The organism is Yersinia pekkanenii, assembly GCF_001152565.1.
Lineage (GTDB): Bacteria > Pseudomonadota > Gammaproteobacteria > Enterobacterales > Enterobacteriaceae > Yersinia > Yersinia pekkanenii.
Genome location: NZ_CQAZ01000001.1, coordinates 158,306 through 181,671, shown reverse-complemented (window position 1 = coordinate 181,671; position 23,366 = coordinate 158,306). Strand labels below are relative to the sequence as shown.

Here is a 23,366-nt window from a genome sequence, read left to right as displayed (position 1 = left end):
CTCTAATCCAATAAATAAATTAATTCACACTGGCACAATAGGGCTCGTCATCAATTGCATGACGTTTTCTTCATTGGCCTCATGCGCCGACAATTCGCCGGTCAATTGCCCCGTGCGCATAGTGATAATGCGATCACTAACGGCAAGAACTTCCGGTAAGTCTGAGGAAATCAGAATGATCGCGACGCCCTTTGCCGCCATATCACGCAACAACCGGTGAACATCCGCTTTCGCGGCAATATCGACTCCGCGAGTCGGCTCATCGACAATCAGCAGTGCCGGGTGCAGAGCCATCCACCGAGCCAGCACGACTTTTTGCTGGTTGCCACCCGATAACGTGGCAATATCGGCCCCCAAACTAACGGCACGCAGGTTTAACTGTTTTTTAAAATCAAGCAAGGAGACCCGTTCACGTTGCCGGTTAATAAAGTGGCGGGCAGCGCGTAAAGGGGAATAGATAATTGCGAAATTTTCTTCTACTGTCAGAGACATAAACAAAGCTTGCTGCTTACGGTCCTCCGGCACCAGGCCGATACCGGCGGCAATTGCATCACGCGGAGATGACGGGTGATAAGCTTTCCCCTGAATACGCAAGGTGCCGCTGCCTATCGGATCTGCGCCAAATAACAGCCGGGCAATCTCCGTTCTTCCTGCTCCCACCAACCCGGCAAACCCTACAATCTCACCCGCGTTCACGGTGAAGCTGACATTACGTACGCTAACGCGATCGACTCCCACAGACGCACTCGACAGATTGTCGACTGCCAGAATATTGCTACCCGTAATGCCGCGCGCAGAGCGGTCAAACTCGGCTAAATCACGCCCGACCATCAGCCGAACCAGACTATCGATAGAGACATCCTTAACCTCACCCTGACCGACAAGCTGGCCGTCTCGTAACACGCTGTAGGTTTCACATAATGCTATAATTTCTTCAAGGCGGTGACTGACGTAAATAACAGCAACACCCGTTTCAGAAATGGTCCGCACCACCTGTTTTAATTTTTCGACTTCCGGGGGGCTTAATGCCGCCGTGGGCTCATCCATGATAATTAATCGAGGTTGGGATGTTAGCGCACGCGCTATTTCTACCAACTGTTGTTCAGCAATACTTAACTCTGCAACCTTACGTAACGGGTTGATAGATACACCCAGTAATGCCAATATCTGGCGCGCATCATTTACTATGACTTTCCAACGAATAAAACCAAATCGATTAATCGGTAGATGTCCGGCGAAAATAGTTTCGGCAACAGTTAAATCAGGAAAGAGACTGAACTCCTGATAAATAGTCGTAATACCGGCTTTCCAGGCATCAAGTGGTTTATTAAATATTGCCGAATGGCCTTGTAAAATAATACTGCCGCCATCAGGTTGATGCACGCCACTTAATATATTAATTAGCGTAGATTTCCCCGCACCATTCTCCCCTAATAACGCTCTTATTTCCCCTGTTCGCAGAGAAAAAGAGATGCTATCGAGTACCGTCTGACCAAAAAATGATTTGGTCAGATTCTGGACGCTAATATATTCTTCTCTATCCCGATTCACTGGAGTAGCATCGGGATATGAAGATAATAATAAAGTCTCGAGCGACATTATTTTACCAGGCCGATACGTTCTGCATCATTAAGGTTTTTGCTGGTAATCGCGACCGGGCTAACCAAAATATCGGTTGTTGCCGGGCGGGCACCCGTGCGGATGTAATCAGTCAGAATTTTTACCGCTTCACGGCCTTGTTTACCTGGATACTGATCGACTGTCGCGGTTAATACCCCCTCACGCACCGCGTTCAATGCATCGGTTGAACCATCGTAACCAAAAATAGCAATTTTACCTTTCAGGCCACGAGCCTCAACCGCTTGAGCGGCACCCAATGCACTGTCGTCGTTACCCGCGACAATCACTGTTGGGGTATTGGCCAAACCCGTTAGCAGATTTTCTGTCACCGATAAACCCTGGTCACGGTTAAAGCGCGCAGTTTGCTCGGCAACAAATTTGTAAAGTTCAGGATGCTTATCTAATGTGTCATGCACGCCTTTATTACGGTCATTTGCCGTTTTGTCACCAGGGATCCCCTGCAAGTTAATAATTGTCGCTCCTTGTGGGAATAATTTTTCTACCGCCTCACCCTGGCGTTGTGCACCAATTAAATTATCTGCGGCCACATTGGCAATCACCTCTGGCACCCCATTAACTGGGCGGTCAATAGTCACGACCGAAATACCTTCTTTAATTGCATTACGTAATACCGGGGCCAGAGCAGTCGCATCAGCCGGAGCAATAATAATACCATCGACCCCTTGAACAATTGCCGCTTCAATATCAGCAATTTGTTTAGGCGCGCTTAATTGACCATCAGAGCGAATGATTTTTACATTACCCAATTTTTTAGCTTCATCTTCAAGTTGTTCTTGTAAAAAAACAAAATGGGGGAAGCTGTATGTTAATGCCGAGACTAAGATCGTCACCGGCGCATCTTTGCCTTTCGGCGCAGCATTAGCTGAAAATGCAAAGGTACTAAAGGTAATAGCTAATGTTGTCATTAAATAAGTCATTTTTCGCATAAGATAATACTCCCCTGTTTATATAAAATAATCTAATACATTAAAATTATAAAAAATATAAATAAGACGATTAACTAAAATCGCTGTGAGTCTTTTTGGTAAAACAATATAATTTGACTATATCATGCGAATGATAATTTAAAATGGCACTTCTTTATAACATTTTCAGATGTCAATATGCAGAAAGTAGAATACCTATATCCTAAATAATTCGAGTTGTAGGAAGGCAACCAACGCACATGTAGTTTGCTGTATGACGGAAGAGCCTAAAGCAAGCCCTGCGGTGATAACCGACGAATACATAGTGTGAAAGCGGCGCGCATCATTCGGGCAACCATTGCCGGATTCAGTGCCAGAGGTAGATCCCCTCGCATCATCTATTTCGGTTTATTCATTGAATGTTTCGCACTAAAAACCATCACAATATAAATATATTTAATTATATTTCTGTGGAATTATGTTTATTGATTGTTTATTTTTATGATATTTAAAATTGATTACAGTAAGTGCCTGTCAGGACTTTATTGACATATAAACCTACAGATAACTCAATCACAAAGCCAACATCAATCATAGAGATATATAATGACAATTGAAAATGCATCAACAAAGCTTGCTGAATATAAAAAGAATATTGCTGACAGTTTTAATCAACTAAAAGAAATTAACACCATGATACCCAACCCAACACCGGAGTATGCCAATACACAATATGGTGATATAAAACATACTCTTAGAAATGCTCATGACTATTATCAAGATGGCATAATCACATCAGAAGTGCTTTCTAACGTCACTCTTAGCTTCATTGATACATTAGATAACGAGATTAACATTGCAAGCAACAATGGAAACACAGAAATAGTACAATCACTCATGAGTGAAAAAAACATTGCCCTTCATCTCAACTCACAACTGACTGACGAATATGAAACCGTGATTGCAAGAAAATCATCGTCAGAAAAGACCTTAATTGAATATATGGCATCTTTTCAAGAAAAAAATCTTGATCCAGCACCAGCAATACAAACTCTTTATAACTCACCGATAATGCTAACGATCATTCCAGCAGTATAAATATATAATCTAACCTAAACTTCCCCTCCTGACTGGAGGGAAAGTTTAGGTTAATTCAGTGTAATCATCCGTCTGTGGCTTCAAGTATTGAAGAGCCTCCAACATAGTTAGAGAGTCACAATAACCCCTCAATACTCCTGATCAACAATCAGCCGTTTGCCCAGCATGATGCTGTCTTGGGTTTCGTAATCGAGCTTTTCATACATGCCGATCACTGCGTCATTGTCTTCGCGCACCATGATATTCAGCTTCGGGCAGCCACGGGCAATTAATTTCTTCTCGAGGCGGCTGATCAGCGCATTGGCAAAGCCACGGCCACGAAAATCGGGGTGAACACCCAGATAATAAGCAGAACCACGGTGTCCGTCATAACCTCCCATGATTGAACCGACGATTGCACCACTGACTTCTGCCACCAAAAACAATTCAGGTGAGTGAGTTAGCTTACGTTCAATATCCATTTCCGGATCGTTCCAGGGACGCAGCAAGTCGCAATGCTCCCACAGCAGAATTACTTCTTCAAAATCGTCTTGCTGAAATACGCGGATTTCCATGGATGTTCGCACCCTTGAGTAAAATGGATATTCTGATTATTGTGAAAATATTCTATCACGCAAGATTAAAGTGATATTTCCCGCAGTAATAGTGCGTAATGATATTTGAGAGGAACCCGATAAATCTTGCCCCCGCCCACTCAATAAGAGTGAGTTACCGCGCTAATCCACACTGAGAGTACAATAATGAAGGCAAATCGGGGTATACTTGGCCCCTGAAAATTTCCAGGCCAGTGAACCCTTCTGATGAATTCACCCGATATAGCCCAAATCAAAACCTACCTGCTGGAATTGCAGGATAAAATCTGTGCCGCACTGTCAGAGGCCGATGGCCGGGCAGCATTCACAGAAGAAAACTGGATCCGTGAGGAAGGCGGCGGCGGCCGCAGCCGGGTATTGGTTAATGGCGCGGTATTTGAGCAGGCCGGAGTGAATTTTTCTCATGTTTCTGGCGCGACGTTACCGGCATCAGCGACCGTACATCGGCCTGAATTAGCCGGTCGTAGCTTTCAGGCGCTAGGGGTATCACTGGTTATTCACCCACTAAGCCCCTATCTGCCCACCAGCCATGCGAATGTGCGTTTTTTTATTGCCGAGAAAACTGGCGAAGAACCTGTTTGGTGGTTTGGCGGTGGCTTTGATTTAACCCCGTTTTATGGTTTTGAAGAGGATGTCGTGCACTGGCATCAGACGGCTTATCAACTGTGTCAGCCCTTCGGTGAACAGCTATATCCGCGCTATAAAAAATGGTGCGATGACTATTTTTATATTAAACATCGCAATGAAGCCCGTGGCGTGGGCGGGTTATTTTTTGACGATTTGAACAGCCCCGACTTTGCCCATTGTTTCCGCTTTACTCAGGCAGTCGGCGACGGTTTTCTCGATGCCTATATGCCGATCGTGGCGCGGCGCAAGGCATTAAGCTGGGGTGAGACAGAGCGTCAGTTCCAGCTTTATCGCCGTGGCCGCTATGTTGAATTCAATCTGGTGTGGGATCGTGGCACCTTGTTCGGTTTGCAAACCGGCGGGCGCACAGAATCTATTTTGATGTCCCTGCCGCCACTGGTGCGCTGGGAATATAATTATCAGCCAGCGGCAGATAGCGCTGAAGCAGTACTGTACCGCGATTTTCTGCCGGTAAAAGATTGGCTGACCGCAGGAGAATACCACTGATGCAAATTTGGGTTGATGCAGACGCTTGTCCGAATGTGATTAAAGACGTGTTGTTCCGTGCCGCAGAAAGGACCGGGATAATAGTCACGCTAGTGGCTAATCAGCCGCTGAAAACCCCGCCATCAAAATTTATCCGCACCTTACAGGTGGCTTCTGGTTTTGATGTTGCCGATAACGAAATCGTACAGCGGGTAGAAAAAAATGATCTGGTGGTTACCGCCGATATCCCGTTGGCGGCAGAGGTGATTGAGAAAGGCGGTATTGCGTTGAATCCACGCGGTGAGCGTTATACCCCGGATACCATTCGTGAACGGCTGAATATCCGTGACTTTATGGATACCATGCGGGCCAGCGGTATCCAGACGGGTGGCCCCAATACTTTAAATCAGCGTGATCGCCAGCAATTTGCCAACGAATTGGATAAGTGGTTACAGCAAGCGGCAAGAAGCCGCAGTTAGATTCTGATAAACCTATTTATAACTCAGAGTGTGAAGGGTTGACCGCCCCTAGGAGCACTTCGGCGACTCACGTCGCTACGGCCCCAACGGCATGTTTCCCCTTCATTTGAACGTTGTCAGTGGTCTGAACCCGCCGCAGCGGGTTTCAGTGAGTAATGGAATACTCAATGCTAAGGGCGAAGAGGTTTTATAGTGGCTCGGTTTGCGCTTCAACCACCGCCAACGCCACCATATTCACGATACGCCGCACTGAAGCAATCGGCGTCAGAATATGAACAGGTTTTGCTACCCCCATCAGCACTGGCCCGACGGTTACGCCCTCCGAAGAGGTCACTCGTAGCAAGTTGTAGCTGATACGTGCGGCTTCCATATTTGGCATAATCAGTACATTAGCGGCACCTTTCAGTGGGCTGTCCGGCATAATATTATGACGGATGCTTTCCACCAGCGCAGCATCACCGTGCATCTCACCGTCAATTTCCAGATCTGGGGCCATCTGATTAACCAACTCCAGCGTGCGACGCATTTTACGGGCCGCCGAGCAATTTGAGGTGCCGAAGCTTGAATGAGAGAGTAGTGCCACTTTCGGCTCAATACCAAAGCGGCGCACAGTTTCAGCGGCCATCAAGGTGATTTCAGCCAGTTGTTCCGGCGTTGGATCATCGTTGACGTAGGTATCGGCAATAAAGGTGTTACCGGTGGGTAGCAGTAACGCATTCATCGCGCCAGCCACATGTGCGCCCTCACGGAAACCGAACACTTTCTCTACCACATCGTAATGCTCGTGGTAAGTGCCGATAGTCCCGCAAATCATCGCATCAGCTTCCCCACGGTGTACCATGATGGAGCCAATCAGGGTTGGATTGCCAATCACTGCGCGGCGGGCCTGCTCTTGCGAAACCCCACGGCGTTTCATGATTTGATAGTATTCAAGCCAGTATTCATTAAAGCGCGGATCGGACTCATTATTAACCACTTCGAAGTCTTTCCCTGCGGTAATTTGCAGGCCCAGTTTCTTCAGCCGGGTCTCGATCACACTTGGGCGGCCAATCAGAATAGGGTAAGCCAGCCCCTGAGAAATCAGCTCCTGCGTGGCATGCAATACCCGTTCTTCTTCCCCTTCCGCCAATACCACCCGTTTCTTCTCTTTCTTCGCTTGCGAGAAGATAGGCTTCATAAACAGGTTGGTTTTATAGACGAACTCAGACAGTTTTTCGATATAAGCACTAAAGTCAGTGATTGGACGGGTTGCCACACCGGAATCCATCGCCGCTTTAGCCACCGCAGGGGCTATTTTGACAATCAGGCGCGGATCGAAGGGTTTAGGAATGATATATTCAGGGCCAAAAGAAAGGTCCTGCTCACCATAGGCCGACGCTACCACATCACTCTGTTCAGCCATAGCCAGGTCAGCAATAGCATGGACACACGCCAGTTTCATCTCTTCGTTAATGGTGGTGGCACCCACATCCAGCGCACCACGGAAGATAAACGGGAAGCACAGCACGTTGTTAACCTGATTAGGATAATCCGAACGGCCAGTACAGATAATCGCATCGGGCCGCACGGCTTTTGCCAATGGCGGCAGGATCTCCGGTTCAGGATTCGCTAGCGCTAAAATCAGCGGGCTAGGGGCCATGGTTTTTACCATATCCTGCGTTAAAACACCGGGGCCAGAACAGCCGAGGAAGATGTCTGCACCCGGCATGGCATCGTCCAATGTGCGCTGACCGTTATCTTCGATGGCATAAACCGCTTTGGTTTCAGCCATATTGGCTTCACGGCCTTTATAAATTACACCTTTGGAATCACATGCAGTAATGTTGTGATGCTTTAGTCCCAGCGCTACCAGCAAGTTTAGGCAGGCAATGGATGCCGCCCCTGCCCCTGAGACCACCAGTTTCACATCACTGATATCTTTCTTCACCACCCGCAGGCCATTGAGTACCGCAGCAGTACAGATAATTGCGGTACCGTGCTGATCATCATGGAATACCGGGATTTTCATCCGTTCGCGCAATTTCCGCTCAATATAGAAACACTCCGGCGCTTTGATATCTTCCAGATTAATGCCACCGAAGGTCGGTTCCAGTGAAGCAATAATATCAATCAGTTTGTCCGGATCGAGTTCATCGATCTCAAGGTCAAAGACATCAATACCTGAGAATTTCTTGAACAGAACACCCTTACCTTCCATCACCGGTTTACCGGCCAATGCGCCAATATTGCCCAGCCCTAGCACCGCAGTACCGTTGGAAATCACCGCAACCAGATTACCCCGTGCCGTATATTTATAAGCAGCCAAAGGATCAGCCGCAATTTCCAGACACGGGGCCGCAACGCCGGGAGAGTAAGCCAGCGCCAAATCCCGTTGGGTGGCTAGCGGTTTGGTTGGCGACACCTGAATTTTCCCTGGGGTGGGGAATTGGTGAAAATCAAGCGCGCTCTGTTTCAATTGTTCGTCCATTATAGGTTCCCTTTGCTTTTATGCTTCGAGGTTATACCCAAAAAACTTGAAGTTGCAGGCCGTCAGCAAGCGAACGCATCCCGATGAGCTTACTCAGGTAAGTGATTCGGGTGACAAATCTGCCGGGAGCAGATTTGAACGCTGCTTGCAGCGGCCTCAACGAGGCGAGGCCCACGGATGGGCCGAGTAACCCACGTAGCTAACACCGCTGCAGCTTTAAGATCGAAGGGTATATATGACCAATCACAGAACCAGTATAGTGAGTGATTTAGCACAATCTATGAAGCAGGGCATACTCTGGATAACATTTTTGCATCGACTGCCAAATTTACTTATTCATCAAAGGAGATTATCAACAATCGAGGGAATGAGTGCCGCTAGCAACACGGCAACATCCAATGAATTGGGTATTTATTTGAACCAGCCTTGGATTTGGGCATGCTGCAACAGCATGATGGTTTTGCCGTCTTTAATACGACCATCCGCCATCATCGCAATGGCTTCGCTGAACCGGAGTTCGACCACTTCGATCACTTCGTCCTCCACCCCAACATCGTCGGTAACCTTCTGATTATGATCATATTCAGCCGCAAAGAAATAAACTACTTCGGTGACGCCACCCGGCGACATATAGGCTTCAAACAGCTTCTGTACTTTATCAATCTGATAGCCGGTTTCTTCCATGGCTTCCCGGCGAATACACTCCTCCGGTGAGTTGTTATCCAGCAAACCGGCACAGGCTTCCAGCAACATCCCAGTAGGATTGCCGTTTACATAGGTTGGCATGCGGAATTGGTTGGTCAGCACTACCATGCCTTTTTTACGGTTATACAGCAGAATGGTCGCGCCGTTACCCCGGTCATAGACTTCGCGAATCTGTTGTACTGGCGTCCCGTTATCGGTTATTAAATCAAAGGTATATTTATGCAGCTTAAACCAGTTCTTTGATAACAATTCTTTTTGTATATTTTCAATTCTAACTGACATAGGACTTTCTCTACTCCGAATAACGCCACAAGATTTTATTTACCTAGCTAACGCTAGTCCCCCTGGTTTTGCAATAAGAACAGACACAATAAAAATGCCCTGTCGACATCACGTCCACAGAGCATTTGATTCGGGTTCACGAGCGCAGTTAACACCCGGTAGCTTCAAGTACTAAGGGTATTCCTTCATATCCGGCAACTTATGGGCAATCCCTTTATGACAGTCAATGCAGGTTTTGCCTTCGCTAATGGCCTTACTGTGCATTTTCGCCGCGACCGTTTTTTGTGCGGTGAAATCCATATTGTCGAAATTATGGCAGTTACGGCACTCTTGCGAACCATTGGACTTCATCCGCGCCCACTCATTTTCGGCCATCGTCAGGCGGTGAGCCTCAAACTTCTGCGGGGTATCAATCAAGCCAAATGCCTTGGCATACAACTCTTTACTGGCTTTGATTTTACGCAGCATTTTCGGCCCCCACTCATGGGGAACGTGGCAATCCGGACAGGTCGCTTTCACACCACTGCGATTGCTATAGTGGATGGTTCCCATATATTCCTGATAAACGTTGTCTTTCATTTCATGGCAGCTAATACAGAATTTTTCAGTATTCGCCATTTCCATGCCGGTATTAAAACCACCCCAGAAAATGATGCCACTGACAAAGCCAATCAGCAGTAAAGTACCGAGAGCCAAGCGGCTTGGCCTGCGCCACCACTGCCAACTCCGTCGAATAATACCGGTTTTTTTAATTTCACTCATCACTGGCCTCTCTCATCACTAATCTCACCATAACGCCTCGGTTATTGACCAAAGCCTGGGGCCGGTTGGAAGCTGTTACCCACGATCGGAGCGGCATCGGTTTGTGGTACATGGCATTGCAGGCAGAAATAGCGGCGTGGAGAAACGTCACTCGACACCTTGCCATCACGGTCGATGAAGTGGGTCGGGCTGACACGCGGTGCGCCGGTAGTTCGATAATGCTCAACGCCGTGACATTGCAAGCAGCGGTTGGTATTTTTACTGATTTGATAACCATCCACACTGTGCGGGATAAGCGGTGGCTGGTTAACATAATTCAACGCCATCCGTTGTTGCTGTTTCGGCATTTTCACCTTGCCTTCCGCCGTAGCAGAAGCTTCCGGTGATTGGCTTAAATCCATGTCGACATTGCTGGCAGCACTCGCCACACCAGCCAGCACCAATAGCGCCAGCAACGATATGACGGACAAAAACCGGCGGTTTAATAAGTTAACTATCGTGTTATTCATTATTTTCTCCTGAGTACACCGTCTTTGCTGAGCTACGCAACCACCCGCGCCAATTTCACGGCACATTTCTTAAAGTCACATTCTTTGGATAACGGATCGGTGGCATCCAGCGTCAGGTTATTGACCAACTGTGCGGCATCGAAGAACGGCATATAAACCAGCCCCTCAGGTGGGCGGTTGCGGCCTCGGGTTTCCACCAGAGAAATCACCTCACCACGGCGTGAAATCACTTTCACCTTATCGCCACGGTGTAAGCCACGTGCCTTGGCATCCAGTGGGTGAATGAATAACACCGCTTCAGGGAAAGCACGGTGTAGCTCAGGAACACGACGGGTCATTGAGCCGGTATGCCAGTGTTCCAGCACCCGCCCGGTAGAGAGCCACAGGTCATATTCTTGATCAGGGCTTTCGGCCGCCGGTTCATAAGGCAGCGCAAATATCACCGCTTTGCCATCCGGTTTGCCATAAAAACGGACGTCCTCACCTTGCGGCACAAAGGGGTCAAAACCTTCACGGTAACGCCAGAGGGTTTCTTTGCCATTCACCACCGGCCAACGCAGGCCGCGCTCCTGATGATAGACATCGAAAGGTGCCAAATCGTGACCGTGGCCGCGACCAAAACCGGCATACTCTTCAAACAGCCCTTTCTGAATGTAGAAGCCGAAATCGCGCGCTTCGTCATTCAGTTGATCGGCAGGGATTTCACTCAGTGGGTACTTGCTCACCATATTATTAGCAAACAGCACGTCATACAGCGTCTTACCGTGATACTCCGGTTTTTTATTCACTAACTCGGCAGGCCAGACGTCTTCGACTTTAAAGCGTTTGGCGAACTCGACTATCTGCCACAAATCAGATTTTGCCTCGCCCGGTGCTGACACTTGTTGACGCCAGAACTGAGTCCTGCGTTCAGCGTTACCATAAGCGCCCTCTTTCTCGACCCACATCGCAGTGGGCAGGATAAGGTCCGCCGATAGCGCACTGATGGTTGGATACGGATCCGAGACCACAATAAAGTTGCGAGGATCACGCCAACCCGGCATGCGATCTTCATTAATATTTGGCCCCGCCTGCATGTTGTTATTGCACATCACCCAGTAGGCATTGAGGGTACCGTCTTTCAGCGCCCGATCTTGTGCCACCGCATGTAAACCGACTTTTTCGGGGAGGGTGCCAGCAGGCAATTGCCATTTAGTTTCGGCAATCTGGCGGTGTTTTTCGTTGGTAACGACCATGTCTGCGGGTAGGCGGTGAGAGAACGTCCCCACTTCTCGGGCCGTGCCGCAGGCCGATGGCTGGCCAGTCAGGGAGAACGGGCCAGAACCCGGTTTGGAGATCTTGCCGGTTAACAAGTGCAGGTTGTAGCACATGTTATTAGCCCAAACACCTCGGGTATGTTGGTTAAAGCCCATAGTCCAGTAGGAAACCAGCTTTACCTTCGGATCCGCATACAACTGCGCCAGTGACTCGAGTTGATCTTCCGGCACGCCACTCATTTTGGCGGCTTTTTCCAGGGTATATTCGGCGACAAACGCTTTGAAATCATCAAAACTCATCGGTTCGGATGCATCGCTGCCAGGGTTCTTCGCCGCTTTTTCCAGTGGATGCGTTGGCCGTAAGCCATAGCCGATATCGGTCGCTCCCCGGCGGAAATTCACATGGCGGTCAAGGAAGCCCTGATCGACGGCATTATGCTGAATAATATAATTGGCGATGTAATTCATCATCACCAGATCAGTCTGCGGGGTAAAGATGATCGGGTTATCTGCCAGTTCAAAGCTACGGTGCTCAAAAGTAGAGAGGACGGCAATTCTGACATGATCATTGGTCAAGCGGCGGCTGGTCATTCGCGACCATAAAACCGGGTGCATCTCCGCCATATTGGAGCCCCAGAGCACGAATGCATCCGCTTCTTCAATATCATCGTAGCAACCCATCGGCTCATCCATACCGAAGGTGCGCATAAAGCCCACCACCGAAGAGGCCATGCAATGGCGGGCATTTGGATCAAGGTTATTGGAGCGGAAACCTGCTTTTAGCAGCTTCGACGCCGCATAACCTTCCCACACCGTCCATTGGCCGGATCCGAACATTCCCACGGCCGTCGGGCCTTTTTCTTTCAGTGCAGTTTTGAATTTCAATTCCATGATATCAAAGGCTTTCTCCCAGCTTATTGGGGTGAAATCGCCGTCTTTATCATATTGGCCCTCTTTCATCCGCAGCAACGGCTGGGTCAGACGGTCTTTGCCGTACATAATTTTTGGCAGGAAATAGCCTTTCACGCAGTTCAGCCCACGGTTAACCGGTGAATCCGGGTCACCCTGTGATGCGACGATACGGCCATTCTGTGTCCCGACTAATACACCACAGCCGGTACCACAGAATCGGCAAGGGGCTTTATCCCATTTTATGGCATTTGTGGTCTCACCAACCACCGCCTTAGCAACAGTGGGTATGGTCAATCCGGCGGCGGCAGCGGCGGCTACCGCCGCATTGGCCTTCATAAAATCCCGGCGACTGAGTTTCATGGCATTTCCTCACCTTGGCTTTCCTGCTGGTGATAAACCAGCGATACCGCCAGCACACCATCCAAATTCCGTGCTGACTCAATATAACTTAGCAGCACGTCTGAGCGCGCCGCCTGCATAACCACCACTAACTTGCCCAGAGAGGCATCGCGGGTCGGTATTTCTGTTCCTGGGATAGCCAGTAGGCTGTCGGTCAATTGCGCAATTCGGGCCGGTTTGGCTTGCAGAACCAATCCGCAGACATGCCATTCTTTATCGTCCATCTTCACTCCGGGTAAGGGTTACTGCCTGAATCGGGCAATTGGCTACACAAGCACCACAACCTGTACAGGCAGGAAGGTCTAATTCGGGTTGAGCAATACCATTGAGGCGTGGGCGGAATCTAATCGCCCGAGTTTCACAGCTATCCTGGCAACTCCGGCATTCAATGCTATGAAAAGGTAAACAGCGGTCCGATATGCTGACGTTAAGCGGCCAGGCGGCCAACGCTGTCGAGATAAAGATATCGACATCACACGCCTTCACGCAGGCCTGGCAAAAGGTGCACTCAGCACGCTGGAAATCTATCTCAGGGAATCCACCACTCCCCACCACCAACACCCCTGTTTCGCAAGCGGCGACACAAGCCTGGCAACGGGTACAACCGGCAATAAAATCAGCCTCCCTTACCGACCAAGGGGGGCGCTGAACGGAGAGTTGCTGTTTATCTGCTCGCCAGAAGCGGGCCAGTAATTTACGCCGTGATAAATCAGCCATATTGATATCCTTAACATTGGCTGGCGCGCCCGCGCGGGTTCAGAGAGATCCTTCATTTAAAAACCAACCATCCCTATTTAGATAACGATAATTATTCTTATTTGTATTAAGGAAGGAAATTTCCCTACGATTGGCTACTAGATACAGAATAATGAGTAATAAAATAATTACTCTTTATAGTTAATTGGTGGTAGATATTGAGCAGGATCAATTAATTTAGTGGTTATTTACGCCATTTCTCGCTGTTAAATCTATTTGCATTATAACTTTGTTTATATAACGATTTGTTTAATGAGAATAGCTATCAAAACAAGATGACACTTTGATCATTATTCCTTCAGATAAACTGTTGTTGTTAAATGAATCTGGCCCATGTTTTAAGGTACACTTAGCCCGTAGTTTCACTAACAATAATAGATAACGTGGCCAGCTAAATTGGCTATCGAAAATGATCCAAATTCAGCAGCCAAACATTTAACCGCCAGGTTACAGGAACATTACTTATATGACCAAAAGCCACACTATTATGATTGTTGATGATCACCCGTTGATGCGCCGCGGTATCAGGCAATTACTTGAGATGGATAGCAACTTTGATGTGGTTGCCGAAGCCAACTGCGGCAACGACGCCATTACTGAAGCGCTCAAATGTCAGCCAGATGTCATTCTGCTCGACTTGAATATGAAGGGGATGTCCGGGGTGGATACATTGAAAGCATTGCGGAACGAAGGCATTGATGCCCGTATTATTGTTCTGACCGTCTCCGATGTCCGTAGCGATGTATACGCAATGATTGATGCCGGTGCGGATGGTTATCTGCTCAAAGACAGCGAGCCGGAAATATTACTGGAAAATATCCGCAAGGCGGCACAGGGTGAAAATACATTCAGTGATGAAATCGTACAGTATTTATCTTCTCGCCACGAACAGGTAAACCCTTTATCTGAATTAACCGAACGTGAATTAGATGTGCTACAAGAAGTGGCGCGCGGGTTATCCAATAAACAAGTGGCCTTTGAGCTGCACATTTCGGAAGAAACCGTGAAAGTCCATATCCGCAATTTATTGCGTAAGTTGAATGTCCGTTCACGTGTAGCAGCCACCATTATGTATTTAGAAAATAAAAAATACTGAGCCATATTGCTGTTATTCGATGGCCGCTAAAATAGAATCATGGTTATCGTGTATCCATTTTTTGTTAAGTGGCACCCAATGGTCCAATCTATAATAGCCCGCGTTATTGCGTACACCGTGCTGCACAAATGTCAAGGCGATGCCCAGACCGGGCAGTGCCTTTAAACATCCTGTCGCGTGCGTCGTGGCCAGTCAGTCAACGCCATCAAACGTGGTACATTCAGTGAATCACCACGGTTAATTAACCAACAGAGATAAAGACGGCGGGCAAACACCGGATTGAGTTCCATACAACGTCCTATTTTGAGTGACTGTTAATCAGTTTACTTGATGCCAGAAAAAACACCTGTTTATCCTTATTGGCGACATCAATGTGAATTAACTCGGCTTTATCGAGGTTTTTTACAGGTTCTCCTTATTTTCTTCACGTTTCCTTCAGCATTCCCGCGTAAAGTGCACCGTAGATTCTGCTGTATATAACTTTAGAGGCTGGCACTGCATGGCAAACTTCTTCATCGACCGCCCAATTTTTGCCTGGGTATTGGCGATCATTTTGTGTCTTACCGGAGCATTGGCAATCTCAACCTTACCGGTTGAACAATATCCGAATTTGGCACCACCCAATGTCCGTATTAGTGCCTCTTATCCCGGTGCCTCAGCACAAACACTGGAAAATACTGTCACCCAGGTGATAGAGCAAAGTATGACCGGCCTGGATAGTTTGCTGTATATGTCGTCACAAAGCAGCAACTCCGGTAACGCATCAATAACCCTGACGTTCCAGGCAGGTACCGATCCGAACGAAGCGATGCAACAGGTACAGAATCAGTTGCAATCGGCGATTAAAAAGCTGCCACAAGATGTGCAGCAGCAAGGTGTATCCGTATCAAAATCCGGTGATAACACGCTGATGATGGTGGCATTTGTTTCCACCGATGGCAGTATGGATAAACAGGATATTGCCGACTATGTGGCCAGTAATCTGCAAGACCCCCTTAGCCGAATTGAAGGGGTCGGCAGTATCGATGCTTTCGGTTCCCAATATGCTATGCGTATCTGGCTGGATCCCAATAAACTCAATAATTATCAACTGACCACCCAGGATATTGTCACCGCTATCCAATCGCAAAATAGCCAGATAGCGGTGGGTCAATTAGGCGGAACCCCCTCGGTAGACAATCAGGCACTGAATGCCACCATTAATGCCCAATCCCAATTACAGACACCAGAACAATTCAGGGAAATTACGCTGCGGGTCAATCCCGATGGTTCACTGGTCACGCTGGGTGATGTAGCTAAAATCGAGATGGGTGCCGAGAAATATGATTACCTGAGCCGCTTTAACGGGCAAGCCGCATCAGGCATGAGTGTCAAGCTAGCCTCAGGAGCCAATGAGCTACAAACCGATGCATTGGTTAAAGCCCGCATTGCCGAGCTGACCCCTTTCTTCCCTCATGGCCTTGAAGCAAAAATAGCTTACGAAACCACCCCCTTCGTTAAAGCCTCAATCAAGGACGTCGTCAAAACACTCTTGGAAGCCATTCTGCTGGTTTTCTTGGTGATGTATCTGTTTTTACAAAACTTCCGCGCTACTCTGATCCCAACCATTGCAGTACCGGTGGTGCTGTTGGGCACTTTCGCGATACTGTCGGTATTCGGTTTTAGTATCAATACCTTGACCATGTTTGCCATCGTATTGGCTATTGGGTTGTTGGTTGATGATGCCATTGTGGTGGTGGAAAACGTTGAGCGGGTCATGAGCGAAGAAGGGCTTGGCCCACGCGAAGCCACCCGTAAATCGATGGGGCAAATTCAGGGCGCACTGGTCGGTATTGCATTGGTACTGTCAGCCGTATTTATCCCGATGGCTTTCTTCGGCGGAACGACCGGGGCCATCTACCGTCAGTTCTCCATCACCATCGTGTCAGCCATGGTGCTCTCTGTTTTGGTCGCACTGATCCTAACGCCGGCACTTTGCGCCACCCTGCTTAAACCCATAGCACCGGGGCATCATCACGCCAAACGCGGGTTTTTCGGCTGGTTTAACCGCATGTTTGACCGCAGTGCCCACCGTTATGAAAAAGGCGTGGCGCGGATATTGCACCATAGTTTGCGCTATATGCTGCTGTATTTATTGCTGTTAGGCGGGCTGGCGCTATTGTTCATCAAGTTGCCGACCTCTTTCTTGCCGCTGGAAGACCGTGGTGTTTTTATGGCGCAGGTTCAACTTCCCGTGGGTTCAACACAACAACAAACCCTAAAGGTGGTTGAGAAAGTAGAGAACTACTTCCTGACCGCAGAGCAGAATAATGTGCTATCGGTATTCTCAACCGTAGGGTCTGGCCCGGGTGGTAACGGCCAGAATGTGGCGCGTTTATTCATTCGACTGTCGGACTGGGAGCAGCGAAAAGACAGCAACGACTCTTCCTTTGCCATTATTGAACGCGCCACCAAAGTGTTTAATAAAATTACCGAGGCTAAAGTCTCGGTCAGTAGCCCACCGGCCATTTCAGGCTTGGGTGGCTCATCAGGCTTTGATATGGAACTACAAGACCATGGTGGATTGGGTCATGACAAACTGATGGCGGCCCGTGACCAGTTATTACAGCTCGCGTCACAAGATCCCGCGTTAACCCGGGTGCGGCATAATGGGCTGGACGATAGCCCACAGTTACAGATAGATATCGATCAGCGCAAAGCACAAACGTTGGGCGTATCACTGGATGACATTAATAACACGCTAAAAACCGCCTGGGGCTCGACTTACGTTAACGACTTTGTCGACAGAGGCCGGGTGAAGAAGGTCTATGTACAGTCTGAAGCCACCGCCCGTATGCTGCCAGAGGACGTCAACAAATGGTATGTGCGCAATAAAAGCGGCAGCATGGTGCCTTTCTCTGCGTTCTCGACCACCCGCTGGGAATATGGTTCTCCACGATTGGAACGTTATAACGGCTATTCTGCCTTGGAAATCGTCGGCGAGGCAGCCCCAGGCGTCAGTACCGGTACCGCCATGAATGTGATGGAGGATCTGGTTAAACAACTGCCAAATGGCTTCGGGCTGGAATGGACCGGGATGTCCTATCAGGAGCGGCTATCTGGCTCGCAGGCCCCGGCCCTTTATGCCATCTCGCTGCTGGTGGTGTTCTTGTGTCTGGCAGCATTGTATGAGAGTTGGTCAATACCCTTCTCTGTGATGCTGGTCGTGCCGCTCGGGGTGATTGGTGCGGTCGCGGCAACTTGGATGCGCGGCTTGGAGAATGACGTTTATTTCCAGGTTGGGTTGCTGACCATCATTGGGTTATCGGCCAAAAATGCCATTTTGATTGTTGAATTTGCCAGTGAATTAAATAACCAAGGTAAAGATCTGGTGGAGGCCACGTTAGAGGCTTCCCGCCAGCGGCTCCGGCCTATTCTGATGACCTCATTAGCATTTGTCTTTGGGGTGTTACCCATGGCGATTAGTCAGGGGGCAGGCTCAGGCAGCCAACATGCCGTCGGTACTGGTGTGATGGGCGGGATGATTTCTGCCACCGTGCTGGCAATTTTCTTTGTGCCACTGTTCTTTGTCTTAGTACGTCGCCGCTTCCCCGGCAGGCCGCCACGCGTGAAAGAGTAACGAGAGCAGCCGACACACCTGCAACGTGAACGTGAAAGATGACGGGTATAAAAAAGGCAGACACCGTAACGGTCCTGCCTTTCTGCGAGCGATGACTCGCCCCTTAGTGTATGTATAGATAAAACAACGAAAAGATATTAATCTTACTGCGGGTTTATTCGCTTACGCTTTACGCAGCATAGCATCGATAAACGCTTTCCACGTGCTTAACTCAAATTCAACCATAACTTCCTCTCTAATTATCGGGACTTATTATACGCTGGTTTTTTAAACAGTCAAAATAGCAAGCAGGCTAATTAGAAACACGATAGGAGGTTAATCGGCCTGCTTTCTCTTGGGCAGGCCGATTGTCACACACCTTAATATGGCCTCAAGACAGATTTCATACTTTGGGGAAAATCCATAAATGCTCGATAGGTAGCGAAAGCTGGCAGAGTTGTTGACTACCAACCTTAGTGCCATAAGCACGGATCACAAAATCATCGGCAACAGTACGAAACAGGTATTCCCAGCGATCGCCCAGATACATGCTGGTCAGCATCGGTAACACAAGCTGGTTATCGCTGGGTAAATCCTCCAGGCCTACGCGTTCAACCCGGATCACCGCCGTGGCTTCTTGCCCTACCGTGACGCCTTCACCCGCCCATCCCCATAATCGCCAATCTTTACCTTCGATTTGCGCCTTACCGTTACGTAGTTCGGTAATTTTGCCATGTAAGCGATTATTACTGCCCATAAATTCGGCGGTGAACAAGGTCGATGGCGAGCCGTACATTTCCTGCGGCGTACCCTGCTGTTCAATTTTACCGTTGTTAAGCAATAAGATACGGTCAGATATGGCCATTGCTTCGTTTTGGTCGTGGGTCACCATCAGCGCTGACAAACCGAGGTTGATGATCAGCTCACGCAGGAATACCCGCGCTTCTTCACGCAGTTTGGCGTCCAGATTCGACAAGGGCTCATCCAGCAAGATAACCGGCGGGTTGTAGACCAGTGCACGGCCAATAGCGACACGTTGTTGCTGCCCTCCGGAAAGTTGATGAGGATGGCGATGACCCAGTGATCCCAGCCCAAGCTGGTCAAGTACCACTTGTACGCGTTGAACAATTTCCGGTGATGAGATTTTACGTAATTTCAGGGGATAGGCCACGTTCTCAAAGACGGTTTTATGGGGCCACAAGGCGTAAGACTGGAACACCAAGCCAAGATTACGTTCTTCAGCAAGTGTCTCACGGCCAGAGGTACCATCATAAACCGTATTTTCACCAATGATAATATGGCCTTGGCTCGGTTTTTCCAGCCCGGCAACCGCACGTAATAAGGTGGTTTTCCCGCTCCCCGATGGCCCCAATAACGAGACAACTTCTCCGCGTTTTAATTGCATAGACACCCCTTTCAATACTGGGTTGTCACCATAGGTTAAATGCAGATTATCTACTGAAAGTTCAATCATTTAATTTGACTCCAAAACGCAATGCAATACCCAAGCCCAAGACTACCAGCAGGATATTAATGAAGGAGAGTGCCGCGACAATATCAATCGCCCCTGCCGCCCATAGCGAAACCAACATTGAACCAATAGTTTCGGTACCCGGTGAGAGCAGATAAACGCCAGTGGAATACTCCCGCTCAAAAATCAAAAACATCAGCAGCCATGAACCAATCAGGCCATAACGGGATAATGGAATAGTGACATGGCGGGTGACCTGACCTCGACTGGCACCGGTGCTACGTGCCGCTTCTTCCAGCTCAGGCCCTACTTGCAGCAAGGTCGAGGAGATCAGCCGCAGGCCGTATGCCATCCACACTACGGTATAAGCCAGCCAGACACTGAATATGGTGCTGCGTAAAGAACGTAGCCATACCACCAGATTCTCTCGCAGCCATTCGGCCATCGGCAATACCGACAACCAACCCTCTTTCAGCGAATTATCCAGCCACATCGGTAGGAACAAGAATACCCACAGGAATGCCAGCCCTGCCAGCAAGCCCGGTACCGCACGCGGCACCAGTACGCTGTAATCGAGAAAACGAGTCACACCATCGGGTTTGCGGTGCATCGCGATACCGATAAATAAGTAACAGACGACCGCCAGTGCACCGCCGAAGACGCCGATAGCCATCGAGTTGACGATAGCCCGCAGCAGGGTTGGTTGCTGCCAAATAGTGCGGAAGGTTTCGAGGGACAACTCATCCCAAATAGAGACCCCCATGCCCCAGTTAGACACAAAAGCGCGCAGCACCACACCGAGCAGTGGTACACCAATGGTGACGGTCAGCCAAAATGCCACCACGGCACCGGCAATCCAACGCCATTTGCCCAGTGGTAAGGCCCGCGCCTGTGACGCTTTACCTTTGACCGTGACAAAACGATTAGCCGTTCGCATCAGCAAACGTTGTAACATCACTAACGGAATAGTGATGCAAATAAGTACCACCGCAACCGCGGCCATCAGGTGGTAAGAGGGTGTGCCTAATTTATTGGTCAGTTGGTAGAGATAGGTGGCCAGCACTAAATTCCCCTCAGGATCACCCAGTACCAGCATCAGCCCAAACACTTCCAGCCCCAGGAAAAACAACAAGACCGAGGCATAAAGGATTGACGGGCGCACCATTGGCAAACTCACCGAGCTCATGACCTGCAAAGGAGTGGCACCGGCGGTGCGCGCAGCCTCTTCAACATCCGAGCCGACGCTGCGTAGTGCTGATGAAATATAAAGATAAGCATGGGGAACATGAGTCAGACCAGCAATCACCACGATGCTGGACATGGCGTAAATATTCCAGGGAACGAAACCCAACAGAGATTCGGCCCATAAGGACAAAAAGCCGACTGGCCCAGCAGCAACTACGTAACCAAATCCCAAAACCATGGGAGAAACAAAAATAGGCACCAGAATCAACGGTTCTATTATCCGCCGGCCGGGTAAGTCCGTCCTGACCATCAGAAAGGCCAGAATACCCCCCAGTGGAATGGCGATAATCACCAGCCCGAAGGCCAGAATAAAGCCGCTTTTCAGCGCCTTGTAAAAGTCGGGGTCAGCAAAAATAAACCTGAAGGACTCAAGGCTGAACACCTTGGAAGGCGAGAAAAAGGGGGCGGATAGGAAACTTTGAATGACAATAAATGACAGCGGTATATAGATGACCAGTGCTGTTATCAACACAACTAAGCCGCGCGGCAAGCCCTGCCATCGTCTGCGCAATGCTTTCATAGTGAGTCCTTTTAGTTAAAGATCCATATATGACAAAGCCCATAAAACCAAGGGCCGCGTATGCCGATACAGTAAACGCGCCCTGATGGTGAGATTATTTTGCTGCTGCAGTACGCCACTGTTTGATGTAATTCAAACGCTTAGCTTGCTCCATATATTCCAGCAAGCTTTCATCAACCGGGATAGGTTTCAGTGACTGACCCAATTCTTGGGTCAAACCATCAATATCGTTGTTACCATCGATATCTTTACGGATGGAAGGAATATCCGACTGATTAGCCAGAATATTTTGGCCCTGTTCCGACAACACATAATTAACCCACAGTTTGGCTGCATTACTGTTGGCCGCGTTGCCACTGATAAAGGTCACTCGCGACAATACCAGGATGTAGTCCTTCGGATAAATAATGCCAAGAGAAGGATCGGTCCTGGCACGGGCTTCGGCATAAGAACCGAGGATATTAAAGCCGATCAGATTTTCACCGGATGACACCCTTTCCATCATGGTACCGGTGGAGGATTGCACCGTCAGGCCGCCTTTGGCGGTATCAGCCAGTGTCGTGAAGTAGTTAGGGTCAGCCTTGAAGTCCTGTACCGACAACATAAAACCTAAGCCTGACTTTTCAATATCATAGGTTGTGACTTTCTTTTTGAACTTATCAGGCTGGCTGGCGATAAGTTTTGCCAGTGCGGCGTGGGTATCGGGTACATCAGTTGGCGGTAGCAGACGCTTGTTATAAATAAAGACTACCGGCTCGTAGGTGGTGCCGTAGGCTTTGTTTTTCCAGATGGCCCATGCTGGTAATTCAGCTTGCTCAGGAGAGAGATATTCCTGTGCATAGTCGATAGCCAGCTTCAGTGCCGTATCCATTGAGGAACTCCACACTACGTCGCCACTGTTGCTACCCGATGCCTGTTCACTGATATAACGGTTGTATAACTCCGTGCTATTCATATCATTGTATTCAACTCTAACCCCCGGATTGGCCGCTTCAAACCCTTTGATCAAGGGGGTCGCAGCCTTAATATCCGTCGAGGAATACACCACCACTTTGCCTTCTTTTTTGGCACCATCCACAATATTCTGATAGTCAGTTGGATAATAGGCAGGGAACTGGGCGGATGCTGAAACAGAGACCAACACGGTTACTGCGATCACAAATACATTTATTTTCCTTAACATAATATTAACTCCGATGTTTATTTGTGAAACAAGAAGTCAACATATAGTTAATGTCTCTTTTTAAGCAACGAAGTTAGTTTTTTATCTTCTTATTTTGTGATGCTGAACGTTTTTCGCACTAAAAAAGCCTTATTAACCATATAATAGATAAGGACTAAAACACCGATTTGATAGCAGCCAAGCCCAACAAGAGGCTTATCAGCTAAAATTAAAGCGCAAAAGCTTGGGCCGAAGCGACTTCAGAGATGATGGACATGGCGACATGGCCTTTATCGTCTAAATAACCTTATCGACCAAGAGCGCTACCTGTTAGCTTGCCAGTAAACCATTTCCGGAGTAGCGTGCTTTGGTATATAAAGCCGGTTTGCTGATAAAT

At 48.6% G+C, this 23,366-nt stretch carries 18 protein-coding genes and 1 pseudogene; 5 read left to right on the top strand and 14 right to left on the bottom strand.

Annotated elements, in window-relative coordinates; genetic code table 11:
• Positions 1-24: 24 nt before the first annotated feature.
• Both AEP37_RS00775 and AEP37_RS00770 read right to left on the bottom strand, forming a co-directional pair.
• Entirely contained in the window at positions 25-1,599 is a 1,575-nt protein-coding gene (locus tag AEP37_RS00775) for a sugar ABC transporter ATP-binding protein (RefSeq protein ID WP_235801329.1), read from the bottom strand.
• Complete coding sequence (locus AEP37_RS00770) at positions 1,599-2,567, bottom strand: substrate-binding domain-containing protein (RefSeq protein WP_049608357.1); 969 nt, start codon at positions 2,565-2,567, stop codon at positions 1,599-1,601. Before AEP37_RS00770 ends, AEP37_RS00775 begins: the two co-directional genes overlap by 1 nt.
• Positions 2,568-3,152: 585 nt before the next feature.
• Here AEP37_RS00770 and AEP37_RS00765 point away from each other — a divergent pair.
• On the top strand, positions 3,153-3,644 hold the full coding sequence (locus AEP37_RS00765) for a hypothetical protein (RefSeq protein WP_049608355.1): 492 nt from the start codon (positions 3,153-3,155) through the stop codon (positions 3,642-3,644).
• A 128-nt stretch (positions 3,645-3,772) separates the two neighbouring features.
• Here the strand turns inward: AEP37_RS00765 and AEP37_RS00760 are convergent, their stop codons facing one another.
• Positions 3,773-4,198, bottom strand: coding sequence for a GNAT family acetyltransferase (locus AEP37_RS00760; protein ID WP_049608353.1), 426 nt, complete (start codon positions 4,196-4,198; stop codon positions 3,773-3,775).
• A 246-nt stretch (positions 4,199-4,444) separates the two neighbouring features.
• On the opposite strand from AEP37_RS00760, the gene hemF reads away from it, so the two are divergent.
• The gene (gene hemF / locus AEP37_RS00755) at positions 4,445-5,371 is read left to right on the top strand and encodes an oxygen-dependent coproporphyrinogen oxidase (RefSeq protein WP_049608350.1); all 927 of its coding nucleotides are present in this window, start codon (positions 4,445-4,447) and stop codon (positions 5,369-5,371) included.
• Positions 5,371-5,829 carry a YaiI/YqxD family protein gene (locus AEP37_RS00750; RefSeq protein WP_049608346.1) on the top strand — a complete coding sequence of 153 codons (459 nt, stop codon included), beginning with the start codon at positions 5,371-5,373 and terminating at the stop codon, positions 5,827-5,829. The genes hemF and AEP37_RS00750 overlap by 1 nt, the downstream gene beginning before the upstream one ends.
• A 187-nt stretch (positions 5,830-6,016) precedes the next feature.
• Here the strand turns inward: AEP37_RS00750 and maeB are convergent, their stop codons facing one another.
• The 7 genes from maeB to napF all read right to left on the bottom strand — a co-directional run bounded on the left by maeB (position 6,017) and on the right by napF (position 13,838).
• Positions 6,017-8,296, bottom strand: coding sequence for an NADP-dependent oxaloacetate-decarboxylating malate dehydrogenase (gene maeB, locus AEP37_RS00745; protein WP_049608343.1), 2,280 nt, complete (start codon positions 8,294-8,296; stop codon positions 6,017-6,019).
• A 411-nt stretch (positions 8,297-8,707) separates the two neighbouring features.
• Entirely contained in the window at positions 8,708-9,283 is a 576-nt protein-coding gene (nudK, locus tag AEP37_RS00740) for a GDP-mannose pyrophosphatase NudK (RefSeq protein ID WP_049608341.1), read from the bottom strand.
• 171 nt (positions 9,284-9,454) lie between these two features.
• Positions 9,455-10,045 carry a cytochrome c-type protein NapC gene (gene napC, locus AEP37_RS00735; protein WP_049608337.1) on the bottom strand — a complete coding sequence of 197 codons (591 nt, stop codon included), beginning with the start codon at positions 10,043-10,045 and terminating at the stop codon, positions 9,455-9,457.
• A gap of 41 nt (positions 10,046-10,086) precedes the next feature.
• Positions 10,087-10,554 (bottom strand): nitrate reductase cytochrome c-type subunit, encoded by a 468-nt coding sequence (gene napB, locus AEP37_RS00730; protein WP_049608335.1) that lies wholly within the window; start codon positions 10,552-10,554, stop codon positions 10,087-10,089.
• Between the two features lie 32 nt (positions 10,555-10,586).
• Positions 10,587-13,082 carry a nitrate reductase catalytic subunit NapA gene (gene napA / locus AEP37_RS00725; protein WP_049608333.1) on the bottom strand — a complete coding sequence of 832 codons (2,496 nt, stop codon included), beginning with the start codon at positions 13,080-13,082 and terminating at the stop codon, positions 10,587-10,589.
• Positions 13,079-13,345: a chaperone NapD gene (gene napD, locus AEP37_RS00720; protein ID WP_049608330.1), complete on the bottom strand. Its 267-nt coding sequence runs from the start codon at positions 13,343-13,345 to the stop codon at positions 13,079-13,081. Before napD ends, napA begins: the two co-directional genes overlap by 4 nt.
• Positions 13,335-13,838: a ferredoxin-type protein NapF gene (gene napF / locus AEP37_RS00715; RefSeq protein WP_049608327.1), complete on the bottom strand. Its 504-nt coding sequence runs from the start codon at positions 13,836-13,838 to the stop codon at positions 13,335-13,337. The genes napD and napF overlap by 11 nt, the downstream gene beginning before the upstream one ends.
• 505 nt (positions 13,839-14,343) lie before the next feature.
• On the opposite strand from napF, the gene AEP37_RS00710 reads away from it, so the two are divergent.
• Positions 14,344-14,973: a response regulator gene (locus AEP37_RS00710; RefSeq protein ID WP_049608321.1), complete on the top strand. Its 630-nt coding sequence runs from the start codon at positions 14,344-14,346 to the stop codon at positions 14,971-14,973.
• Positions 14,974-14,985: 12 nt separating this feature from the next.
• On the opposite strand, the pseudogene AEP37_RS00705 reads toward AEP37_RS00710, so the two are convergent.
• Positions 14,986-15,263: pseudogene (locus tag AEP37_RS00705) on the bottom strand (helix-turn-helix domain-containing protein).
• 209 nt (positions 15,264-15,472) lie between these two features.
• On the opposite strand from AEP37_RS00705, the gene acrD reads away from it, so the two are divergent.
• Positions 15,473-18,592, top strand: coding sequence for a multidrug efflux RND transporter permease AcrD (acrD, locus tag AEP37_RS00700; protein WP_049608316.1), 3,120 nt, complete (start codon positions 15,473-15,475; stop codon positions 18,590-18,592).
• A gap of 382 nt (positions 18,593-18,974) precedes the next feature.
• Here the strand turns inward: acrD and AEP37_RS00695 are convergent, their stop codons facing one another.
• The 3 genes from AEP37_RS00695 to AEP37_RS00685 form a co-directional block, all read right to left on the bottom strand.
• Positions 18,975-20,045 (bottom strand): ABC transporter ATP-binding protein, encoded by a 1,071-nt coding sequence (locus AEP37_RS00695; RefSeq protein ID WP_049608311.1) that lies wholly within the window; start codon positions 20,043-20,045, stop codon positions 18,975-18,977.
• On the bottom strand, positions 20,038-21,807 hold the full coding sequence (locus AEP37_RS00690; RefSeq protein ID WP_049608307.1) for an ABC transporter permease: 1,770 nt from the start codon (positions 21,805-21,807) through the stop codon (positions 20,038-20,040). Before AEP37_RS00690 ends, AEP37_RS00695 begins: the two co-directional genes overlap by 8 nt.
• A gap of 94 nt (positions 21,808-21,901) precedes the next feature.
• On the bottom strand, positions 21,902-22,990 hold the full coding sequence (locus AEP37_RS00685; RefSeq protein ID WP_049608304.1) for an ABC transporter substrate-binding protein: 1,089 nt from the start codon (positions 22,988-22,990) through the stop codon (positions 21,902-21,904).
• Between the last annotated feature and the right edge of the window lie 376 nt (positions 22,991-23,366).

Bases quoted from the DNA above. Each gene is read 5' to 3' on its own strand.
- AEP37_RS00775 (WP_235801329.1), bottom strand. From the start codon at position 1,599: ATGTCGCTCGAGACTTTATTATTATCTTCATATCCCGATGCTACTCCA.
- AEP37_RS00770 (WP_049608357.1), bottom strand. From the start codon at position 2,567: ATGCGAAAAATGACTTATTTAATGACAACATTAGCTATTACCTTTAGT.
- AEP37_RS00765 (WP_049608355.1), top strand. From the start codon at position 3,153: ATGACAATTGAAAATGCATCAACAAAGCTTGCTGAATATAAAAAGAAT.
- AEP37_RS00760 (WP_049608353.1), bottom strand. From the start codon at position 4,198: ATGGAAATCCGCGTATTTCAGCAAGACGATTTTGAAGAAGTAATTCTG.
- hemF (WP_049608350.1), top strand. From the start codon at position 4,445: ATGAATTCACCCGATATAGCCCAAATCAAAACCTACCTGCTGGAATTG.
- AEP37_RS00750 (WP_049608346.1), top strand. From the start codon at position 5,371: ATGCAAATTTGGGTTGATGCAGACGCTTGTCCGAATGTGATTAAAGAC.
- maeB (WP_049608343.1), bottom strand. From the start codon at position 8,296: ATGGACGAACAATTGAAACAGAGCGCGCTTGATTTTCACCAATTCCCC.
- nudK (WP_049608341.1), bottom strand. From the start codon at position 9,283: ATGTCAGTTAGAATTGAAAATATACAAAAAGAATTGTTATCAAAGAAC.
- napC (WP_049608337.1), bottom strand. From the start codon at position 10,045: ATGAGTGAAATTAAAAAAACCGGTATTATTCGACGGAGTTGGCAGTGG.
- napB (WP_049608335.1), bottom strand. From the start codon at position 10,554: ATGAATAACACGATAGTTAACTTATTAAACCGCCGGTTTTTGTCCGTC.
- napA (WP_049608333.1), bottom strand. From the start codon at position 13,082: ATGAAACTCAGTCGCCGGGATTTTATGAAGGCCAATGCGGCGGTAGCC.
- napD (WP_049608330.1), bottom strand. From the start codon at position 13,345: ATGGACGATAAAGAATGGCATGTCTGCGGATTGGTTCTGCAAGCCAAA.
- napF (WP_049608327.1), bottom strand. From the start codon at position 13,838: ATGGCTGATTTATCACGGCGTAAATTACTGGCCCGCTTCTGGCGAGCA.
- AEP37_RS00710 (WP_049608321.1), top strand. From the start codon at position 14,344: ATGACCAAAAGCCACACTATTATGATTGTTGATGATCACCCGTTGATG.
- acrD (WP_049608316.1), top strand. From the start codon at position 15,473: ATGGCAAACTTCTTCATCGACCGCCCAATTTTTGCCTGGGTATTGGCG.
- AEP37_RS00695 (WP_049608311.1), bottom strand. From the start codon at position 20,045: ATGATTGAACTTTCAGTAGATAATCTGCATTTAACCTATGGTGACAAC.
- AEP37_RS00690 (WP_049608307.1), bottom strand. From the start codon at position 21,807: ATGAAAGCATTGCGCAGACGATGGCAGGGCTTGCCGCGCGGCTTAGTT.
- AEP37_RS00685 (WP_049608304.1), bottom strand. From the start codon at position 22,990: ATGTTAAGGAAAATAAATGTATTTGTGATCGCAGTAACCGTGTTGGTC.